General features: G+C 67.6%; 18 protein-coding genes. 5 read left to right on the top strand and 13 right to left on the bottom strand.

Going from position 1 to position 18,868, the window contains the following annotated elements:
* Window positions 1-134: 134 nt before the first annotated feature.
* Entirely contained in the window at window positions 135-734 is a 600-nt protein-coding gene (locus ACP7CK_RS13370) for a DNA-3-methyladenine glycosylase I (protein ID WP_426026316.1), read from the top strand.
* Window positions 727-1,368 carry a ribonuclease HII gene (locus tag ACP7CK_RS13375; RefSeq protein WP_426026318.1) on the top strand — a complete coding sequence of 214 codons (642 nt, stop codon included), beginning with the start codon at window positions 727-729 and terminating at the stop codon, window positions 1,366-1,368. The genes ACP7CK_RS13370 and ACP7CK_RS13375 overlap by 8 nt, the downstream gene beginning before the upstream one ends.
* A 16-nt stretch (window positions 1,369-1,384) precedes the next feature.
* Here ACP7CK_RS13375 and ACP7CK_RS13380 read toward each other — a convergent pair whose 3' ends face one another.
* From ACP7CK_RS13380 to ACP7CK_RS13425, 10 genes are all read right to left on the bottom strand, one after another.
* Window positions 1,385-1,693 carry a hypothetical protein gene (locus ACP7CK_RS13380; RefSeq protein ID WP_426026320.1) on the bottom strand — a complete coding sequence of 103 codons (309 nt, stop codon included), beginning with the start codon at window positions 1,691-1,693 and terminating at the stop codon, window positions 1,385-1,387.
* A gap of 62 nt (window positions 1,694-1,755) precedes the next feature.
* A complete protein-coding gene (locus tag ACP7CK_RS13385; RefSeq protein WP_008258884.1) occupies window positions 1,756-2,793 on the bottom strand; it encodes a DNA adenine methylase in 1,038 nt (345 codons plus the stop codon).
* Between the two features lie 71 nt (window positions 2,794-2,864).
* Window positions 2,865-4,310 (bottom strand): pyruvate kinase, encoded by a 1,446-nt coding sequence (gene pyk, locus ACP7CK_RS13390; protein WP_035308358.1) that lies wholly within the window; start codon window positions 4,308-4,310, stop codon window positions 2,865-2,867.
* A gap of 149 nt (window positions 4,311-4,459) precedes the next feature.
* Window positions 4,460-6,169: an alkaline phosphatase family protein gene (locus ACP7CK_RS13395; RefSeq protein ID WP_426026322.1), complete on the bottom strand. Its 1,710-nt coding sequence runs from the start codon at window positions 6,167-6,169 to the stop codon at window positions 4,460-4,462.
* Between the two features lie 77 nt (window positions 6,170-6,246).
* Entirely contained in the window at window positions 6,247-7,191 is a 945-nt protein-coding gene (locus tag ACP7CK_RS13400; protein WP_426026324.1) for a DUF808 domain-containing protein, read from the bottom strand.
* 152 nt (window positions 7,192-7,343) lie between these two features.
* On the bottom strand, window positions 7,344-8,009 hold the full coding sequence (locus ACP7CK_RS13405) for an OmpW/AlkL family protein (RefSeq protein WP_154726664.1): 666 nt from the start codon (window positions 8,007-8,009) through the stop codon (window positions 7,344-7,346).
* A 122-nt stretch (window positions 8,010-8,131) separates the two neighbouring features.
* The gene (hemN, locus tag ACP7CK_RS13410) at window positions 8,132-9,511 is read right to left on the bottom strand and encodes an oxygen-independent coproporphyrinogen III oxidase (RefSeq protein ID WP_426026326.1); all 1,380 of its coding nucleotides are present in this window, start codon (window positions 9,509-9,511) and stop codon (window positions 8,132-8,134) included.
* The gene (gene cydX, locus ACP7CK_RS13415) at window positions 9,498-9,644 is read right to left on the bottom strand and encodes a cytochrome bd-I oxidase subunit CydX (protein ID WP_008259678.1); all 147 of its coding nucleotides are present in this window, start codon (window positions 9,642-9,644) and stop codon (window positions 9,498-9,500) included. Before cydX ends, hemN begins: the two co-directional genes overlap by 14 nt.
* A gap of 19 nt (window positions 9,645-9,663) precedes the next feature.
* Entirely contained in the window at window positions 9,664-10,812 is a 1,149-nt protein-coding gene (gene cydB, locus ACP7CK_RS13420; protein WP_035308352.1) for a cytochrome d ubiquinol oxidase subunit II, read from the bottom strand.
* Window positions 10,813-10,839: 27 nt separating this feature from the next.
* Window positions 10,840-12,432 carry a cytochrome ubiquinol oxidase subunit I gene (locus tag ACP7CK_RS13425; protein WP_035308384.1) on the bottom strand — a complete coding sequence of 531 codons (1,593 nt, stop codon included), beginning with the start codon at window positions 12,430-12,432 and terminating at the stop codon, window positions 10,840-10,842.
* Window positions 12,433-12,630: 198 nt separating this feature from the next.
* Here ACP7CK_RS13425 and cydD point away from each other — a divergent pair, with 198 nt between their 5' ends.
* Complete coding sequence (gene cydD / locus ACP7CK_RS13430) at window positions 12,631-14,235, top strand: thiol reductant ABC exporter subunit CydD (protein ID WP_426026327.1); 1,605 nt, start codon at window positions 12,631-12,633, stop codon at window positions 14,233-14,235.
* Entirely contained in the window at window positions 14,232-15,896 is a 1,665-nt protein-coding gene (locus ACP7CK_RS13435; RefSeq protein WP_426026329.1) for an amino acid ABC transporter ATP-binding/permease protein, read from the top strand. Before cydD ends, ACP7CK_RS13435 begins: the two co-directional genes overlap by 4 nt.
* A 31-nt stretch (window positions 15,897-15,927) precedes the next feature.
* Here ACP7CK_RS13435 and ACP7CK_RS13440 read toward each other — a convergent pair whose 3' ends face one another.
* Window positions 15,928-16,578, bottom strand: coding sequence for a helix-turn-helix domain-containing protein (locus ACP7CK_RS13440; protein WP_426026330.1), 651 nt, complete (start codon window positions 16,576-16,578; stop codon window positions 15,928-15,930).
* 178 nt (window positions 16,579-16,756) lie between these two features.
* Here ACP7CK_RS13440 and ACP7CK_RS13445 point away from each other — a divergent pair, with 178 nt between their 5' ends.
* A complete protein-coding gene (locus ACP7CK_RS13445) occupies window positions 16,757-17,167 on the top strand; it encodes a hypothetical protein (protein WP_426026332.1) in 411 nt (136 codons plus the stop codon).
* Here the strand turns inward: ACP7CK_RS13445 and ACP7CK_RS13450 are convergent.
* Together ACP7CK_RS13450 and ACP7CK_RS13455 are read right to left on the bottom strand one after the other, a co-directional pair.
* Entirely contained in the window at window positions 17,160-18,134 is a 975-nt protein-coding gene (locus ACP7CK_RS13450) for a bile acid:sodium symporter family protein (RefSeq protein WP_426026333.1), read from the bottom strand. The genes ACP7CK_RS13445 and ACP7CK_RS13450 overlap by 8 nt on opposite strands.
* A gap of 80 nt (window positions 18,135-18,214) precedes the next feature.
* Window positions 18,215-18,829: a TetR/AcrR family transcriptional regulator gene (locus ACP7CK_RS13455; protein WP_008261603.1), complete on the bottom strand. Its 615-nt coding sequence runs from the start codon at window positions 18,827-18,829 to the stop codon at window positions 18,215-18,217.
* Window positions 18,830-18,868 lie beyond the last annotated feature (39 nt).

An 18,868-nucleotide genomic window follows, 5' to 3' on the forward strand; every position in this document is an offset into this window, starting at 1 on the left:
GGGGGAAGTCTTCTTTTTAGCGACACTTCCCTCTCCGACCCTGGTCCGCTGCGCGGACGCCGGGCCACCTCTCCCGCAAGCGGGAGAGGGTCGCGCCCCTTCCCCCACTTCGAACAAACTGGCAACATCGCCACATGACCGACTCACACGCCTCGGGCCGTTGCGGCTGGTGCGGGACCACAGACCCGCTCTACATCGCCTATCACGACACCGAATGGGGCGTGCCGGAACGCGACCCCCGCGCCCTGTGGGAGAAGCTGGTCCTCGACGGCTTCCAGGCCGGCCTCGCCTGGATCACCATCCTGCGCAAACGCGAAGGCATCCGCGACGCCTTCGACGGCTTCGACCCCGAGATCGTCGCCCGCTATGACGAGGCCGACATCCAGCGCCTGCTGGGCGACCCCCGCATCATCCGCTCGCGCGCCAAGATCAACGCCGCCATCCGCGGCGCGCAGATCTGGCTTCAGATGCGTGATGACGGAGAAGACTTCTCCGAATGGCTCTGGTCCTTCGTCGGCGGCGAACCGATCCACACCCCCTTCGCCGACTACCGCCAGGCCCCGACCCAGACCGAACAGTCCGTCGCCATGGCCAAGGCCCTGAAGAAGCGCGGCTTCAACTTCTGCGGCCCGGTCATCGTCTATGCCTTCATGCAGGCCGTGGGCATGGTCAACGACCACCAGACGACCTGCTTCCGTCACGCCCAGGTTCGTGCGATGGCGGGCCATGGCTAAAGCCCCTGCGAATCCGAAAGCCTTCCCCACCCTGGCGCTCGAGACCGTGCTGATCCAGCGCGTCAACGGCCCCGTCTGCGGCGTGGACGAGGCGGGGCGTGGGCCCTGGGCGGGGCCGGTGTCGGCGGCGGCGGTGATCCTGAACCCCGACGACCTGCCGACGGGCATCGACGACTCCAAGGCCCTGACCGAAAAACGCCGCGCGGCGCTGGAGCCCGAGATCAAGGCGCGCGCCGTCGCCTGGGGCGTCGGGTTTGCGTCGGTGGAAGAGATCGAGGACCTGAACATCCTGCACGCCACCGGCCTGGCCATGTGTCGGGCGGTGGAGCAGTTGGCGGTCCAGCCGGTGGCGGCTCTGGTGGACGGCAATTACCGTTTCAAACTGCCGTGCGAGATTCAGACCGTGGTCGGCGGCGACGGCCTGTCCCTGTCGATTGCGGCGGCGTCGATCCTGGCGAAGACGGCGCGTGACCGGCTGATGATCGATCTGGACGCGCAGTATCCCGGCTACGGCTTTGCGCGGCACAAGGGCTACAACGCCCCCATTCATCAGGCGGCGTTGAAGACACTGGGTCCGTGCCCGGCCCACCGACGCGGCTGGTCGCCCATCAAGGCTTTGCTGGAACAGGTCTGAAGCGCGGAACCGCGCGTCAGATGTGCATGAAGCCGCCGAGCAATGCGCCCATCAGGGCGGCGACGGCGGCGCCCGCCAACATCATCATCCAGTGGGGCGGCTGCGCCAGACTGGGCTCCACGTCGTCCTGAGCGGTCTCGACCGCCACCGGCTCGCGCCGTCCATACCGTTCGGCGTTGTGGGTATAGATGCGCGACGCCAGCCGATCCGACGAAATCTCTATGACCGGTTCAGCCGAAATCCATGACTTCGGCTCGGGCGCGGACCGCAGGCGGTAATCCTCTTCGCGCGTGGAGGCCGGGGTGTGAGAGACGAGCGGTTGCATGTCTCTTCAACGACATCGGCTGTGTCGGGTTCCCGACAGAGTCTGCCAAAACCCATTTGTAATCAGGCGGCCACGGGAAGCTCGACCGGCCGATCCGTGACGACGAACAGGTGTTCGACGTTCTTCAGGCGGCCCACCTGGCCCACCTTGACCCCCTTGGGATTATGGATGCCGATCCGGGCGCCGACATAGCGGGGGTGGGCGATTTCGACCACCTGAACATGGCCGCGCGACGACAGCATCTCGACCAGGTCGGCCCGGCTCAGATAGCCTTCGTCGTTGAAACTGACGATCAGGTTGGGGGCGCGCAACCGTTCGATCACGGACCGCAGGGCCGGGCCGATGCCGGGCCGGCTGTTGAAGGCGCTCTTGCGCGTCCTCACGTCCACCCGCTTGTTGGCGACGCCGTAGGTTTCCGGCCGGTCCCACAGGACCAGGCTTTCCCAGCAATGGTAATTGCCCAGATAGGAGTGCTGGTTATAGGGCGGGTCGAGATAGACGAGGTCCGCCTCCACCTGTTCAGCCATTTCGACCGCATCCCCCTGGGTCGCGCGACAGACGCCGCCCACTGAAGGCAGGATATCGGGCATGCGCAGTTCAAGCGGCTTCAGCGCGCGCGGGGCCCACTGTTTCATATAGGCCATCTGAACCCCGGCGGTGGAATCCACCCGGTCGGCCGCCTCCATCAGGCTGACCAGGGCGACGGCCTTCAGTTCGGGCTCCAGACCCATGGCCTCGATCCGGTCGCGCATGGCGTCGATGCGCGCGCCATTGTCCGGGTGAAAATACCGGGCGTCGTGGCAGAAGGCCTGGGTGAACCAGCCGGCCTGGGGCGTGACCGCCCGCAACTCGCCCAGCACCGTCTCCGCCCGCTCGACCCAGCGCTCGCGATCCGCCTGGACATAGGCCGTCGCCAGGATGTGCGCATAGGCGTTGTGATCATTCGACCAGACCTGGAACCCCTGCTTTTTCAGGGCGTGACCCACGCGGGCCGTGCCGGAAAACAGGTCGCAGACCTGGCCGCCCTGCGGCAGAAGCCCCGCGACCACGCCGGTCACATGCCCCAGCAGGGCGCGCTTGGAGCCGATGTATTTGATCATTCGGGCCGCCGATTCATCAGCGCACAGTAGCGTTATAGTTCGCCCGCGCCAGCCTTCCGAAAAAGCCCCCCTCAGCCCTTCTTGCGCCCCTTGGCCTTGGCGGCCGGCGCATGGGCGAGACGCAGCAGATTGGCGGCGCCGGGCGCGCCGAAGGGCGTGCCCGCCAGGATCAGGATGCGTTGGCCGGGCTCGGCCAAACCGTATCGGACCGCCCCTTCCACGGCGTCGTCGGTGACGGCTTCCAGCGAATCGGGCTGGTCGCCCAGGCGCGGCTCCAGCCCCCAGACCAGGGCCAACCGGCGCGCCGTATTCGGATTGGGCGTCAGGACCAGGATCGGCTTCAGCGGCCGCTCGCGGGCCATCCGCCGGGCCGTACCGCCCAGGGTGGTGAAGACCACCAGACAGCCGGTCGACGGCGCGCTGGCCGCCATGGCCGCCGCCCCGACCAGGGCGTCGACGTCATGCTCGTCCATGCCGGCGTGTTCGGCGCCCATCAGCTTGGGCCACATCGGATCGCGTTCGACCCGTTCGATGATCCGGCTCATGATCTCGACCGATTCCAGCGGATAGTCGCCCGAGGCCGTCTCGGCCGACAGCATCAGGGCGTCCGCGCCTTCATAGACCGCATTGGCGACGTCGGTGGCCTCGGCGCGGGTCGGCGACGGGGCGCTGGTCATCGACTCCAGCATCTGGGTCGCCACGATCACCGGCACGCCGCGATTACGCGCCGCACGGACGATCTGCTTCTGCGCCACCGGCACGTCCTCGGGGTCCAGTTCGACGCCCAGGTCGCCGCGCGCCACCATGACCCCGTCGCAGTAGTCGAGGATGGCCTCCAGATCGGCCAGGGCCGCCGGCTTCTCGATCTTGGCCAGGCAGGCCGCCTGACCGTTCACGATCCGCTTCAGCTCGGCCATGTCCTCGGGCTTCTGCACGAAGCTGAGCGCCACCCAGTCCACGCCCTGACGCAGGGCGAAGGCCAGGTCCTCGCGGTCCTTGGGGGTCAGGGCCGACACGGGGATCACGGCCTCGGGCACGGCCACCCCCTTGCGGTCCGACAGTTTCGTGCCGCTCTCGACCGTCACATCGGCCCAGTCGTCGGTGCGGTCGTTGACCCGCAGCCGCACCCGGCCGTCGTCCAGCAACAGCAGCATGCCGGTGCGCAGGGCCTTGAAGATCTCGGGGTGCGGCATCTGCACCCGGGTTTCATCGCCGGGCGTCGGGTCCAGGTCGAACCGCATCTTGTGGCCCGGCTTGACGGCGATCTCGACGTCCTTGAACCGGCCCAGCCGCAGTTTGGGCCCCTGCAGGTCGGCCAGAACGCCCAACGGACGCTGCAGCGCCATCTCGGCCCCGCGCACGGCCTTCAGGGCGGCGGCGTGGTCCTCATGCGTGCCGTGGCTGAAGTTCAGGCGGAAGACGTCCACCCCGGCCTGGGCCAGGGCCTTGACCGTGCCGGGGGCGCGGCTCGCGGGACCGAGGGTCGCGACGATGCGGGCGCGGCGGGCTCTGTTCATGGGGACGTTTCCTGTTCGCTTCCGAGGCCGCCCAAATCACGCCCCGAAAGGGACGGTTGGACGATTTGCCCCCTTCTGCCGATGAAACGTCCCCGACGTAAGGTCACGCCCCCGCTGGGAAACACGAGTTTACGACGCGAAACAGGAGTTTATCGCGCCGGGCTGGCCTCCGTCGCCGGACAGTCGGCCACGGCGAAGCCATTCAGGTCGATACAGCGCCCCTCGACCTTGGGCGCCGGCACCCCGATCACATGCGCCAGGGTGGGGGCGATGTCGATGGTGCGGATAGGCAGGAAGCGCTCTTCGCCGGTCGCGCCGGGCCACCAGAAGATGATCGGCACGCGGCGGTCATATTCAAACGGGCTGCCGTGGCCGGCCAGGGTGCTGCCGACGCGGCCGCCTGCAACGACGTTCTGGGCGAAGGAAAACTGGATGTCGGGCGACCGCGCCGCCACGGTGGACAGACGCATCCGCTCGCGCAGGCTCATCATCTCGGGCTCGTTCGTGGCCGGCAGGGGTTCGGCCAGCAGACGGTCGCGCGTTTCGGCGAAACCGACGTCCGGAAGGGCGCGCAGCAGTTCGACGGCCGCCTCGGCCACCTGGGTGCGCAGCGGATCGGGCAGCGACCGATGCTGGGCGTCTGCGACCATCAGGCCGCTGCCGCCCGCCTGAAGCGGATCGGCGTCCAGATTGAAGCGGGCCTTCAGAACGTCATTCACGCCCTGGATCTCCGACAGGTCGGCGCGGCGCGCGTGGGGATAGCCGTGGTCGTGCAGCCGCTCGACGAAGTCCGAACCGCCATGGTCCGCCGTCAGCACCACCAGGGCGCCGCCGGGAACCTGGGCCAGCCGGTCCAGGAACTCGCCCAGGGCCGCGTCCAGCCGGTGCATCTGTTCGCACATCTCCGGCCCCTGGGTGCCGTACATGTGGCCGATCCGGTCCGTCGCCGACAGGCTGACGCCCAGCATGTCGGTCGTCGCGCCCTGGCCCAGCTTCTGGGTGTCCAGCAGGTATTCAGCGGCCTTCAGCGTCTGCTCGTCCAGCAGGGGCGAGGTGTCGAACTTCAGCCCCGCCGGCGGCAGGGTCGAATGGAAGGTCTGGCCGCGAATGGTCCAGTCCCCGGCCAGCGCCCGGCACTGGTCATTCGTGTAATCCCAGGCGACCGGCGCCAAGCTCATGCCCAGGCGGAAGTCGCGATTGAAGTCCGCCACGGGCGCCAGCTTGGCCTGCGCCGTCTCGCCCGGCTCGACATAGGTGGTCAGGCCGAAGCCCTCGGTGAACCAGAAGGCCTGCCCCTGATGGCCGGCCAGGTTGATCGCGCCCCGGTCCTTGCCCGAGACGGCGAAAACCTTGCTTTGCGGGCTGACGACCTTCAGCCAGTCGCCCAGGGTCGTGGCGCGCAGTTGTTCCGGGCCGACCGGGCCGTTGTCGACGTCGTCGCGTCCGTTCGCCAGGTGGTTGGCGGGCGCGGCCAGGCAATAGACTTCCTTGCCGGTCTTGCCGTCGATCCAGTCGTTGGCGGGGATTCCGGTCTCGGTCGGATGCATGCCCGTCAGAACCGTCGAGTGGCCGGGGCAGGTCTCGGTCAGGCCGTGGGTCTGATAGCCGTTGATCGACACCAGCCCCTGGTCCGCCATCCGGCGCAGGCCGCCCGTGTAGCGGCCGCGGTACTGGTCGAACAGATTGGCGCTGAACTGGTCCACCACGATGGTGACGATCAGCTTCGGAGGCGTCAGGGCCGCAACGGAGGCCTGTGGAGCCGGGGTCGGCGTCTGGCTCTGTCGCGCCATCGCTGGAACGGCGGCGCCGACAAGCGAAACAGCGGCCAGGGCCGCGAGGGCGGTGCGCGACAGGGACATGAGCTTACTCCGGAGACAGGCGTCGGGGTCTAGCGGGCCGGGATTGCAACAGCGTGACAGCTACGGCCCTGGGAGATTTAGTGCGCGGGCTTGGCCCGCAGCCGGCCCAGTTGATGGACCAGCAAGGCGATCAGGCCGCCGACGCTCACGCCGATGATCGCCGCCCCCAGGGCCGTCACGAACCAGCTGACGATCCCATGAAGCGGACCGGTCGCGGCCCCGACCGCATGGGCCAGATGCTCAAGCGGTTCGGCCGGCCAGTGCAGGCCCAGCTTATGGGTTCCGTGAACCAGAATGCCGCCGCCGACCCACAACATGGCGGCCGTGCCGATGGCCGACAGGGCGTCCATCACCACCGGCATTCCCTTGACCAGGCCGCGGCCCAGAGCGCGCACCCCGCCGTTGGGGCGCTCGGCCAGATGCAGGCCGATATCGTCCATCTTCACGATCAGGCCGACAGCCCCATAGACCGCGACCGTCATCGCGATCCCGACCACGGCCAGAACCGCCGCCTGGGTGAGGATCGGCTGGGCGGAGACGTCGGCCAGGGCGATGGCCATGATCTCGGCCGACAGGATCAGGTCGGTCCGAACCGCCCCCGCCACCGTCGTCTTCTCCAGGGTCGCCGGGTCGCCCACGACCGGGGCGGCGTCAGAATGGCCGCCGTGCCCGAAGGCCTCCATCAACTTCTCCGCCCCTTCGAAACAGAGATAGGCCCCGCCGCACATCAGCAGCGGCGTGATGGCCCAGGGAGCGAAGGCGCTCAGCAGCAGGGCGGCCGGCAGGATGAAGATCAGCTTGTTACGGAACGACCCAAGGGCGATCTTGCCGATGATCGGCAGTTCGCGGCTGGGCGACAGGCCGGTGACATAGCGCGGCGTCACCGCCGCATCGTCCACCACGACTCCGGCGGCCTTGGTCGAGGCCTTGCCCGCCGCCGCCCCGACGTCGTCGATCGACGCCGCCGCCATCTTGGCGATCCCCGCCACATCATCGAGCAGGGCGATCAGACCGGAAGGCATGCGGAAATCCCGAAATTGCGCCGCAACAAACGGCTCGCCTCCCGCCTAGGGCGCGCCGCCCGTTTTGTCGAGCGCATCCGCACAAGAGCGAAAGCCCCGCCGGCGAACCGGCGGGGCTTCCATTTCGAACGCATTTCCGATGTCGATTTTTCTTAGAACTTACGGCCTACCCCCACAGAAACGACCCACGGGTCCAGATCCACATCGCTCTTCAGAGCGCCGTCGTTGACGTCGGCGTCGATATTGACCCAGACCTTCTTGACGTCGACGTTCAGGTTCCACGGCCCCTGAATGCCGATGTCGGCGCCCGCTTGCAGGGCGTAGCCGAAGTTGTCGTCCAGATCGACTTTGAAGCCGTTCTTGTCTTCACCGCTGTAGAACAGCATGTAGTTGACGCCCGCGCCGACATAGGGGCTGAAACGACCCTCGGTCAGCGGGCGGTATTGCAGGGTCACGACCGGGGGCAGAACCCAGGTTTCGTGCACGGCGACGTCGGTGGCTCCGCCCTGGGCGCGGATTTCGTGCTTGGTCGTGCCCAAGATCGCCTCGACCGCCAGATGGTCGGTCAGGAAGTAGGTGAAGCCCAGTGTCGGCATGACACTGTCGCCCACATCGACCTTCAGGCCGGAATCGACGCCGGCGGCCGTGGTGATGGCGTTGTCAGCCTCAGAGAAGACATCCGTCACGCGGCCGGTGATGATCCAGTCGCCCTTCTTGGGCATCTCCCAGGCGGCCGGGCTCTGCGCCAGGGCCGGCGCAGCGAAGGCGGCGGCGGCGACAGCTGAGAGGATCAGGGTTTTCAGTTTCATCTTGCTCATCCCCGACGCCCGCTGCCGCCTCATGCGACTTGTCCGAGCGTCTTGACGGGGAAATGCGCCCCCTGCCCCGCCTCGGCCTTGATTTAGCGCAAACCCCGCCAAGGGTTGGACAATCTGTCCAATCAGACCACGCGGGCGTGGCGTTTCTCGATGTCGGCGGCGCCCGGATCAAAGGCGGCGCAGACGGCGCGGACGAACGGCCGGCCAAGATCCGTGACGGTCACGGTCGTCCCGTTCACCTCGATCAAGCCGTCCAGTTGAAACCGCTGCAGCCTCGGCCAGACCGCAGCGACTTCCGCAAGATCACGACCGTGCATGCGGGCGATCTCGGCCACGTCGACCGTGAAGTCGCACATCAGGCGTTCGATGATTTCGCCCACAAAGGCGTCACGCGGATTCAGGGCCACGCCGCGCGCGACCGGCAAGGTTCCGGCCGCGACGTCCGCGCGCCAATCCCGCTCCTGCGCATGGTTCTGGACAAAGCCCTGGGGGGTGCGGCTGATCGAAGAGGCGCCCAGGCCGATGAGCACCGGGGCCTCGTCGGTCGTATAGCCCTGGAAATTGCGATGCAGCCGACCGGCGCGGACGGCGGCGGCCATGGAATCATGCGGCAGGGCGAAATGGTCGAGACCGATGGCTTGCCAACCCTTCTGCACCAGATACCGCGCCGCCGCCTGACTCTGGGTGAAGCGCTCCTCGGGTCCGGGCAGATCGGCTTCCTTGATCAGTTTCTGGTGCGGTTTCATCCACGGCACGTGGGCGTAGCCGAACAGGGCGATCCGTTCGGGCCGCAAGACAGCGATCTGCGCCACGGTCGTGACGACATGCTCGGCCCCCTGAAGCGGCAGGCCGTACATCAGATCCAGATTGAGCGACGTGACCCCCTGGCCGCGCAGCGCCTCGGCCGCCCAGCGGATAGTCTCGAAGGATTCCGGCCGGTTCACCGCCGCCTGCACCTTGGGCGACAGGTCCTGAACCCCCAGGCTGGCGCGGCTCAGACCGATGCGGCCGGCCGCCTCGACCCAGCCCTGGGTCAGGACTTCGGGATCCAATTCAGCGGCGATCTCGAAACAGTCGCCCAGGTCGAACCGGGCGGCCAGACCGGCGAACAGCCGCTCCAGCTCCTCGGGGGGCAGCATGTTGGGCGTGCCGCCGCCCAGGTGGATCGAACCGACCCGCACAGGGCGGCCGATCCGTTCGAGCACGAGATCGGCTTCCTTCAGCAGCAGGTCCACATAGCTGGTCATGACCCCGACGCGGTTCATCGCCCGGGTGTTGCAGCCGCAGTACCAGCACAGCCGCTTGCAGAAGGGGATGTGCAGATACAGAGACGCCGCACGATCAAGGGGCGCGGCGCCGAGCCACGCCCCCCAATCGGCGGCCCCGACGGCGGGCGTGAACTGCGCCGCCGTCGGATAGGAGGTGTAGCGCGGCGCGTGGGCGTCGTAGCGGGCGATAAGCTCGCGCGTCGTCAGCGCGCCGGTGGGGCTAGAGAGGGACATCGACCTCTTTCGACGCATCGACCGACAGGCCCTCATCGCCCTCGTCGAACAGGTGGAACTCGTGCCACAGGCCGTTCAGCACGCCGAAGCCAACCGCCAGTCCGACACCCAGGATCCAGGAAAAATACCACATGGCTTGATGCTCCTTGAGCTCAGTAGAGGTCGGGGTTGGTCTTGAGGGCGGCGGTCGAGGTGCGGCCCCACAGGACGGAATAGACCCAGGTCGTGTAGATCAGGACCAGCGGCAGGAAGATCGCCGTGCAGATCAGCATGATGAACAGGGTCAGGTGGCTGGACGAGGCGTTCCAGACGGTCAGGCTGGACTGGGGATCGACCGAGCTGGGCAGGATGAAGGGGAACATCGACAGGCCGACGGTGGAGATGATGCCCACGGTCGACAGCGAGGAACCGCCGAAGGCCAGGGGGGCCGACCGAAGCCACATGCCGGCCAGACCGACCACCGCGCCGACAAAGCCCAGAGTCGGGGCGATCATCATCCACGGATAGCGGCTGTAGTTGTCCAGCCAGGCGCCCGGCGCGGCTTCGACCGTCGTGCGCAGCGGGTTGGAGAAGCCCTGCATGTCAACGGCGCCGGCGATCCGGAAGCCCACGCCGCCGTAGGCCATATAGAGGCCGCCGGCCGCGAACAGGACCAGAGCCAGGACGCCGGCGACGGTGCCGATCAGGCGCGTCCGGTCCAGCACGGGGCCTTTTTCAGCCTTGATCGACAGCCAGGCCGCGCCGTGCAGCAGCAGCATGGCCACCGACAACAGGCCGGCGATCAGGCTGAAGGGGGTGAACAGGCCCAGCAGATTGCCCTCGTAGAAGGAGCGCAGGTCGCTATCCAGGCGGAAGGGCGCGCCCAAGAGGACGTTGCCGACCGCGACGCCGAACACCAGGGCCGGAACGAAGCTGCCGGTGAACAGCGCCCAGTCCCAGAAGGACCGCCACTTGGGCGACGGACGCTTGGAGCGATACTTGAACGACACGGGCCGCAGGATCAGAGCCGACAAGACCAGGAACATGGCCAGGTAGAAGCCGGAGAAGCTGACGGCGTAGACGAAGGGCCAGGCGGCGAAGATGGCGCCGCCGCCCAGGATGAACCACACCTGGTTGCCCTCCCAGGTCGCGCCGACGGTGTTGATCACCATACGGCGCTCTTCATCCGTCTTGGCGACGAAGGGCAGGAGCGAGCCGACGCCCAGGTCGAAACCGTCGGTCAGGGCGAAGCCGATCAGCAGTACGCCGAGCAGCCCCCACCAGATCAGACGTAGGGTGGCGAAGTCGAGGGGAAGATCCATGGTCGGATGTCCTAAAATCTCTCTGGGTCAGGCCACGGCGGGCGCGGCGGGGCGCTGGCTGGGCGATTGGGCCGGGGCTTCAGGCGTAGGTTCGCCGAACAGTTCCTGCTCGTGGAACGGCCCCTTCTTGATGGCGTAGAGGAGCAACCGGACCTCGACCACAGCCAGGGCGCCGTACAGGGCGGTGAAGCCGATGATGGTCGCCCACAGTTGGGGCACGCTCAGGGACGAGGCGCCGAGGAAGGTCGGCAGCACGCCTTCGACCGCCCAGGGCTGACGTCCGAACTCGGCCAGGATCCAGCCGAACTCGATGGCCACCCACGGCAGCGGCAGGCACAGGACGGCCAGACGCAGGAACCAGCGGGTCTGATGCTTGCGCACGGTGCAGAGGTAGAAGGCCGTGGCGAAGAACAGGATCATGAACATGCCGATGCCGGCCATGATGCGGAAGCTCCAGAACAGGGCCGGCACGTTCGGCACCGTTTCCCACGCCGTCTTCTGGATCAGCTCAGGCGAGGCCATGCGCGGATCGGCGACGTGACGCTTCAGCAGCAAACCATAGCCCAGGTCGCGACGATGGGTTTCGAACACGCCGCGAGCGACGGGATCGGCCGGATCGGCCTTGACCTTCTCCAGGGCGTCATAGGCGATGACGCCGGATTCGATACGGTCCTCGGCGGTGGCGACCAGTTCGAAGATGCCTTCGACCGGCTTGTCGATGGTGCGGGTCGCGATCAGACCCATGACCCACGGCACATGGACGCCGTAGTGGGTTTCGCGATCCTTCATGCTGGGAATGCCGATCAGGGTCAGGCCAGCCGGCGCAGGCTCGGTGTGCCACATGGCCTCGAGCGCAGCGAGCTTCATCTTCTGGTTATCGGTCAGGTTATAGCCCGACTGGTCGCCCAGGACGACGACGGACAGCGAAGCCGCCAGGCCGAAGGCCGAGGCCACGGTCATCGAGCGCTTGGCGAAGCCGACGTGCTTGCCGCGCAGCAGGTAGAAGGCCGAGACGCCCAGAACGAAGACCGAGGCGCAGACATAGCCGGCGCTGACGGTGTGGACGAACTTGGCCTGGGCCACCGGGTTGAAGACCACGGCCATGAAGTCCGTGACTTCCATTCGCATGGAGTCCGGATTGAAGGCCGAGCCCACCGGGTTCTGCATCCAGCCGTTGGCGACCAGGATCCACACAGCCGACAGGTTGGTGCCGAGCGCCACCATGAAGGTGACGAACAGGTGCGCCGACGGCTTCAGCTTTTCCCAGCCGAAGAACATCAGCCCGACGAATGTGGCTTCAAGGAAGAAGGCCATCAGCCCTTCGATGGCCAACGGGGCCCCGAAGATGTCGCCGACATAGTGGCTGTAATAGCTCCAGTTCATGCCGAACTGGAACTCCATGGTGATGCCGGTCGCGACGCCCAGCACGAAGTTGATGCCGAACAGCACGCCCCAGAAGCGGGTGATCGTGCGCCAGATCGGCCGGCGGGTCATGACATAGATCGACTCCATGATGACCAGCATGAAGGACAGCCCCAGGGTCAGGGGCACGAAGAGGAAGTGATAAAGGGCTGTCAGCGCGAACTGCAGCCTGGATAGGTCGACGACCGCGAGGTCGATCATGGCTCAAGGCTCCTTGTAGCCGGCCCCGACGACCGACGTTTCATACGCCCTTAAACGAAGGCGGGGCGGTCGCCTTGATTTCGATCAAAGCCCTCTGTAGCCCCAGGTCGTAGTGGACTGATCGTCCTTGGACATTTCGCCCAACGACGGTTTGTCCAATGGCTTTTGGGGCCGCCCCACGGCTGGAGTCCGCAAATGACATCGGCGCCGATCACAGCCTCCTCCCCTGCGGCCTGGCTGAAACAGACGGCGGCGCCCTGGCGTCGACTGACGATCCTGGCGGGCCTTCTGGCTGTCGCTGACGTGGCGCCGGCCGTGGGTTTCGCGGGCGGCCTGGCCATGACGGTCGCGACCTTCGGATCCTCGCCCTTGGCCGCCCTGCCCTGGCTGCTGTTGGCCGTGTTCAGTCTGATGGCGCGCGGCCTGATCGGCCAGGCGGCGGTGGTGGTCGGCGCGCGCCTGGGCCGGTCGATCAAGACAGACGTGCGCGACCGGCTGCTGGCCGACCTGTTCGGACGCGGCGGCCGCGCCGACGACCGGCTGACCGCCGTAGTCGAGGGCGTCGGCGCGCTGGACGGCTATGTGTCGCGGTTCACGCCTCTGAAGATGGCGGCGGGTCTGTCGCCCCTGCTGATCATCGCCGTGGCCGCCGTCGCCAGCCCGTTTTCGGCCGGCATATTTCTGTTCACCCTGCTGCCCTTCATCTTCGGCATGATCCTGGCCGGCACGGCTGCGGCGGGTGAAAGCCGCCGCCAGTTCCAGGCGCTGGAGCGTTTGTCGGGGCTGTTCGTCGATCGGGTGCGCGCCCTGCCCGCGATCCTGGCCTTCGACGCCCGCGCCCGCACCACCGCCGACATCGCCCGCGCCTCCGACGAGTTGGAACGCCGCACCAACCGCGTGATGCGGATCGCCTTCCTGTCGTCCGGCGTGCTCGAGTTCTTCTCGGCCCTGGCCGTGGCCCTGATCGCCGTCTACTGCGGTTTCAACCTGCTGAAGCTTCTGCCCTTCCCTGCGCCTGAAACGCTGGACCTGCCGCGCGCCTTCTTCGTTCTGGCCCTGGCGCCCGAAGTCTATCAGCCGCTGCGCCGACTGGCCGCCGCCTATCACGACCGCCAGGCCGCCGAATCCGCCGTGCCCGCCCTGGTCACGCCGGAAAGCCCCACGCGGGATCGCCACATCCTGCCCGAGGAGGCGCCGGCGATTCGCTTCACCAAGGTCGCCATCGCCTATGGCGAGGCCGCGCCGGTGATCGCCGATTTCGACCTGGAGGTCCGTCCCGGTCAGATCGTGGCCCTGATGGGCGCCAGCGGCTCCGGCAAGTCCAGCCTGCTGCATCTTTTCCTGGGCCTGTCGCCCCTGACGGCCGGCGAGGTCGTGGTGGGTGGGGCGCGCCTGAGCGAGGCGGGGGATTTCGCCGGCCAGATCGCCTGGGCCAGCCAGAACCCCATCGTCGTGCCCGGCAGTCTCGGTGACAATATCCGCCTGGCCGACCCGTCCGCCTGTCCCGGCCGCATCCTGGTGGCCGCCGGTGAGGCCGGCCTGTTCGGCGATCTGGACCGGCCCATCGACGAACGCGGCGGCGGCCTGTCGGGCGGCGAACGTCGGCGGCTGGGCCTGGCCCGCGCCATTCTGAAACGCGCGCCCATCCTGTTGCTGGACGAGCCGACGGCCAATCTGGACCCGGCCTCCGAAGAGGCCATGCTGGACCTGATCCGCCAAGCCACGCGCGGCCGCACGACCCTGATCGCCACCCATTCCGCCGCTGTAGCGGCCATGGCCGACCGCGTGGTGCGCCTGTGACCAAGACTGTGAACACGACCTCGCCCTCGCGCATCGGCGAACTGATCGCGGCCCAGCGGCGCGCCCAGCGCGGCCGCCTGCGCATCGCCGCAGCCGGCGGCGCGTTCGTCGCGGTGGCCGCCACCTGCCTGCTAGGTCTTTCGGGCTGGTTCATCACAGGCGCCGCCATCGCCGGCGTCGCCGGATCGGCGGCGGTCCAGGCCTTCAACTATATGATGCCCAGCGCGACCATTCGCATGTTGGCCATATTGCGCACCGGCGCCCGCTATATCGAACGGGTCGCCGGTCACGAGGCTGCGTTGAAAGCCCTGGCGCGGCTGCGTCCGCAACTGTTCGACGCCCTCGCCTCCGCCCCGCCCGCCCAGGCCCTGGCCTTGTCGTCCGGCGAGGCCTCGGCCCGACTGGTGCAGGACGTGGATGCGGTCCAGACCCTGTTCGTGCGTCTGTCGGCGCCCTGGGCCTTGGGTGCGGGCGCCGTTTCGGCCGCCCTGCTGGCCGGCATGGCCAGCCCCATGGCGGGCCTGATGCTGCTGCTCGCCATGGGACTGAGCGCGGCGGGTTCGGTGCTGATCGCCCGTCGCCTGGCCGCCCCCGCCGGACGAGAGGTTCAGATCGCCACGGGCGTTCTGAAGGATCGGCTGACCGCCCTGGAAGCCGTTTCTCCGGAACTGAAGGCCTATGGCCTGGACCGCTGGGCGGCCGGCGAGGCGGCCCAGGCCGCCGCCCGTCTCGACCGAAGCCAGATCGTCCTCAGCCAGGCCGGCGGCTGGATGGCCGCCTGGCAGGCGACGGTCACGGGCCTGGCCGTCGCCGCAGTCGTACCCGCCACCCTGGGCGCCGCCCTGCCGATGACGGCCCTCGCCGCCCTGGCCGCCGTCATGGGGATCGAGGCCGCCGCCGGCCTGGTCGGCGCCCTGCAACAGAACGGCGCCGCCGTTGAAGCCGCCCGGCGGCTGGACGCCCTGGCCTCGGCCCCGTCGCTTGCGTCTTCGCCCGCCCCCTCGGAGGCGAGCCTGGTCCTGTCGGCGGACGGCGTTCAAATGGCCCCGCCGATACGCCTGGGCCTGATCGGCCCGTCCGGGTCGGGCAAGACCACGCTGGCTGAACGACTGGTCGGCCTGCGCGACGCCCTGGCGGACGAGGCGCGCTTGGGCGGATTGGACATCGCCGGCGTCGCCCCGGACGACCGCCGCCCGCTGTTCGCCTACGCCGCCCAGGACATCCGCCTGATCGACGGCACGATCCGCGACAATCTGCTGCTGGCCGGCCCCGCCGAAGACGGCGCGCTGTGGCGCGCGCTGGAGGATGCGGCCCTGGCCGAACGGGTCCGCGCCGATCCGGCCGGCCTGGACGCCCGCGTCGGCCCCAATGGCGAGAGACTGTCGGGCGGCGAGCGGCGACGGCTGGGGCTGGCTCGCGCCTATCTTCGGTCCGCGCCCTGGCTGGTGCTGGACGAACCGACCGAAGGCTTGGACCCGACGACCGAGGCCCAGGTGCTGACCGCGCTCGACCGGCGTCTGAAACACTCGGGCCAGGGCCTGATCGTCGTCAGCCACCGCCCCGCCCCGACACAGCTGTGCGACCGGGTCATCCGGGTGGAGGGGATCGCCGAAGACGGAAAGGTCCGCCTGACCGTCACGCGTCAGCTGGCGCCGGTCTAGACGGTTCTATCGCTGGACGACGAAACGGGTTTCAGACTTCGCCTTCGGCGATGTCGCGAAGGCGGTCGGGCTGTTCGATCCGCAGTTCGTTCAGCGACAACAGACGGATCACGCCGGTCGTCTTCAGCTTGGTCAGAACCCGGCTGACGGTCTCGATGGTCAAACCCAGATAGTCGGCGATTTCAGACCGGGTCATCGGCAGCCGGACCTGATCCTCGGTCGACGGCCGCAGGGGATCGCGCGTCGGCAGGTCCAGCAGGAAGGAGGCGATCCGTTCCTGGGCCGTCTTGCGGCCCAGCAACAGCATCTGATTCTGCGCCGCCGCCAGTTCGTGGGTCGCCCGGTCCAGCAAGGCCTCTTCCAGCAAGGGCCGCTCACGGATCAGGGCGCGATAGTCGGTCTTGCGGAACCGGCACAGGGTCGCGTCCTCGATGGCCTCGCCGGAAAAGGCGTAGTCCTGGCCCGTGGCCAGACCGACGAAGTCGCCGGCGAACAGGAAGCCCGTGATCTGGCGCCGCCCATCCGGCAGCAGCTTGTAGACCCGCACTGAACCCGAGGTGATGTTGAACAGATGGATCGCCGGATCGCCTTCGCGGATCAGGGCCTCGCCCGCCTTCAGCGTCACCCGTTCGGCGATGGCGTCGAGACTGGCCAGATCGGAGGAATCCAGGCTGCTGCACACGCTGAAGGCCCGCGCGCCACAAGCGGAACACACCGACTCCTGTCGGCGTTTGGCGCAGTCCGTGGGCAGGGATCGGAGTTCGAGCATGACGAGGGAGGTTAGACTTCGTCACCGACGCACGCAAACGGATTGATGGAGATCAAGGCGGCCATTTCGTCCATGGCCTATCGCGGCGAAAATGAGCGCCCTCCAGTATCGCCGCCTGAACAGCGACGAAGCCGACCAAGCCTATGTGTTGGCCCACATGGGGAACCCCAGTCTGACTCTGGAATCCTGGCGCGCTGTCGTGGATTCGGCCCCGTCCGTCGGCGGGGTCATCGCGGCCGTGGCGAATGATTGCGTCCGGGCCATACTGGCCTATTCCATCTCGACGACGTCCTCAGGCGAGCGGCAGTTCATGGTCGACACCCTGGTCGCCTTCGATCTGTTGCGGCCGGAAAAGCTGATCGAACCGCTCGTCTCCGCCGCCTGCGATCTGGCGCGCAAGGGGTGCAGCTCCATCGGCCTTTCCAGCCGAATCGACGCGCCGGGCTATGACGCCGTCATGCGCCAGATCTCCGACGCCGCCGTGCTTCACCGCGTCATTTGATCCCGTCCTGCGCCTCCTGGCCGTAGCGTCGCGCCAGGACCGCACAGGCGAACAGCTGGATCTGGTGAAACAGCATCAGGGGAATGACGATCAGGCTGACGCTCTGCGCCGCAAACAGGATGGCGGCCATGGGCAGGCCGCTGGCCATGCTCTTCTTCGAGCCGCAGAAGACGATGGCGATCTCGTCCTCGCGCGAAAAGCCCAGCCGCCGGCTGACCAGGGTCGTAACCGCCAGAGCGACCGCCAGGATCATAACGTCCAGAACCACCACCAGCCCCAGGTCCAGATGAGACAGGCGGGTCCAGACCCCGGACACCACCCCGGCGCTGAAGGCGACATAGACGACCAGCAGAATCGAACCCCGATCCACCACCGAGGTCAGACGGCCGTGCCGCGTCAGCCAGCCGCCGATCAGGGGCCGCGCGGCCTGCCCGACGACAAAGGGCGCCAGGATCTGCAAGGCGATGCCTTCGATGGACGACAGCGACACGCTCGCGCCGCCCACGGGCAGCAGCAGCATCACCAACAGGGGCGTGATGACCACTCCGGCCAGATTGGACACCGAGGCGGCGCACAGGGCGGCCGGCACATTGCCCCGCGCGATGGCGGTGAAGGCGATGGAGGATTGGACCGTCGACGGCAGCAGGCACAGATAGAAGAGGCCGATCCTCAGATCCTGAGCCAACCACGGCCCCGTCGCCCAGAACACGGCCAGGCCCATCAGCGGGAACAGCAGGAAGGTGGAGGACAGCACCATCCCCTGCAACCGCCAATGCGACAGTCCCGCCCAGACGGCGCCGGGCGACAGGCGCGCGCCATAGAGGAAGAACAACAGGCCGATGGCCGCCGTCGCCGCCCCTTCGGCGACGTTCGCGCCCGCGCCGCGAGCCGGAGCCAGGGCGGCCAGAACCACCGTGCCGATCAGCATCAGCAGGTAAGGGTCGATCCATCGGCGCAACGCGTTCATGGCCCGGTCCTAGGCCGCGCCTCAGGCGAACGGCAAGCCCCGCATCAGATCGTCATCGGAGGCGAACCGATTCTGATCGTTCAGTTCGCACGCTCGGATCGGGCGACAAAATAGGGCAACAGCCCCGCCACCACCCGCCGACTGGCGTCCTCGTCCTGGTCGAGCATGTTCCTGAGCGGAGTTCCGATCAGGGCCTCGCCGAACGCGCTCAGCGCGATGAAGAGGACCGCCGAAGACAGTCGGTCCCGGCTGGCGTCGGACGGATCGCCCAGTTTCTCCTGAATCACGTGGACCAGCCCGTTGACGGCGTCCCGAACGGGTTCGAGATGTGAGAGATCGCCCTTCAGCACGATCCAGGCCGCCAACTTGCCCGCCCCGCCTTCGGCGAAGGCGTCGAATACGGCGGTGACCAATTCCAGCGGCGCCCCCTCATCGGTACGCAGGCGCGCGATCGCCGCCTCGAGGTCGCGAGACAGATCCGCCACCATCGAACCCATCAAGGCCGACTGGAGCCCCTCGGCCGACCCGAAGTGATGGATCAGATTGGCGTGGGTCATTCCGAGGTCATCGGCGACGGCCTTCAGGGTGACGGAGTCCGGCCCTCCGGACAGCAGTCGCGCACGGGCGCAGACCAGGGCCTCCAGACGAGCTTCATCAGGGGTGCGACGACGACGACGAACGCGTTCTATTGACATCAGTGTTAGTTACATCCATGTAGATAGCAACTGGTTAAG

The sequence above is a fragment of the Brevundimonas sp. TSRC1-1 genome (assembly GCF_049898245.1).
GTDB lineage: Bacteria > Pseudomonadota > Alphaproteobacteria > Caulobacterales > Caulobacteraceae > Brevundimonas > Brevundimonas mediterranea_A.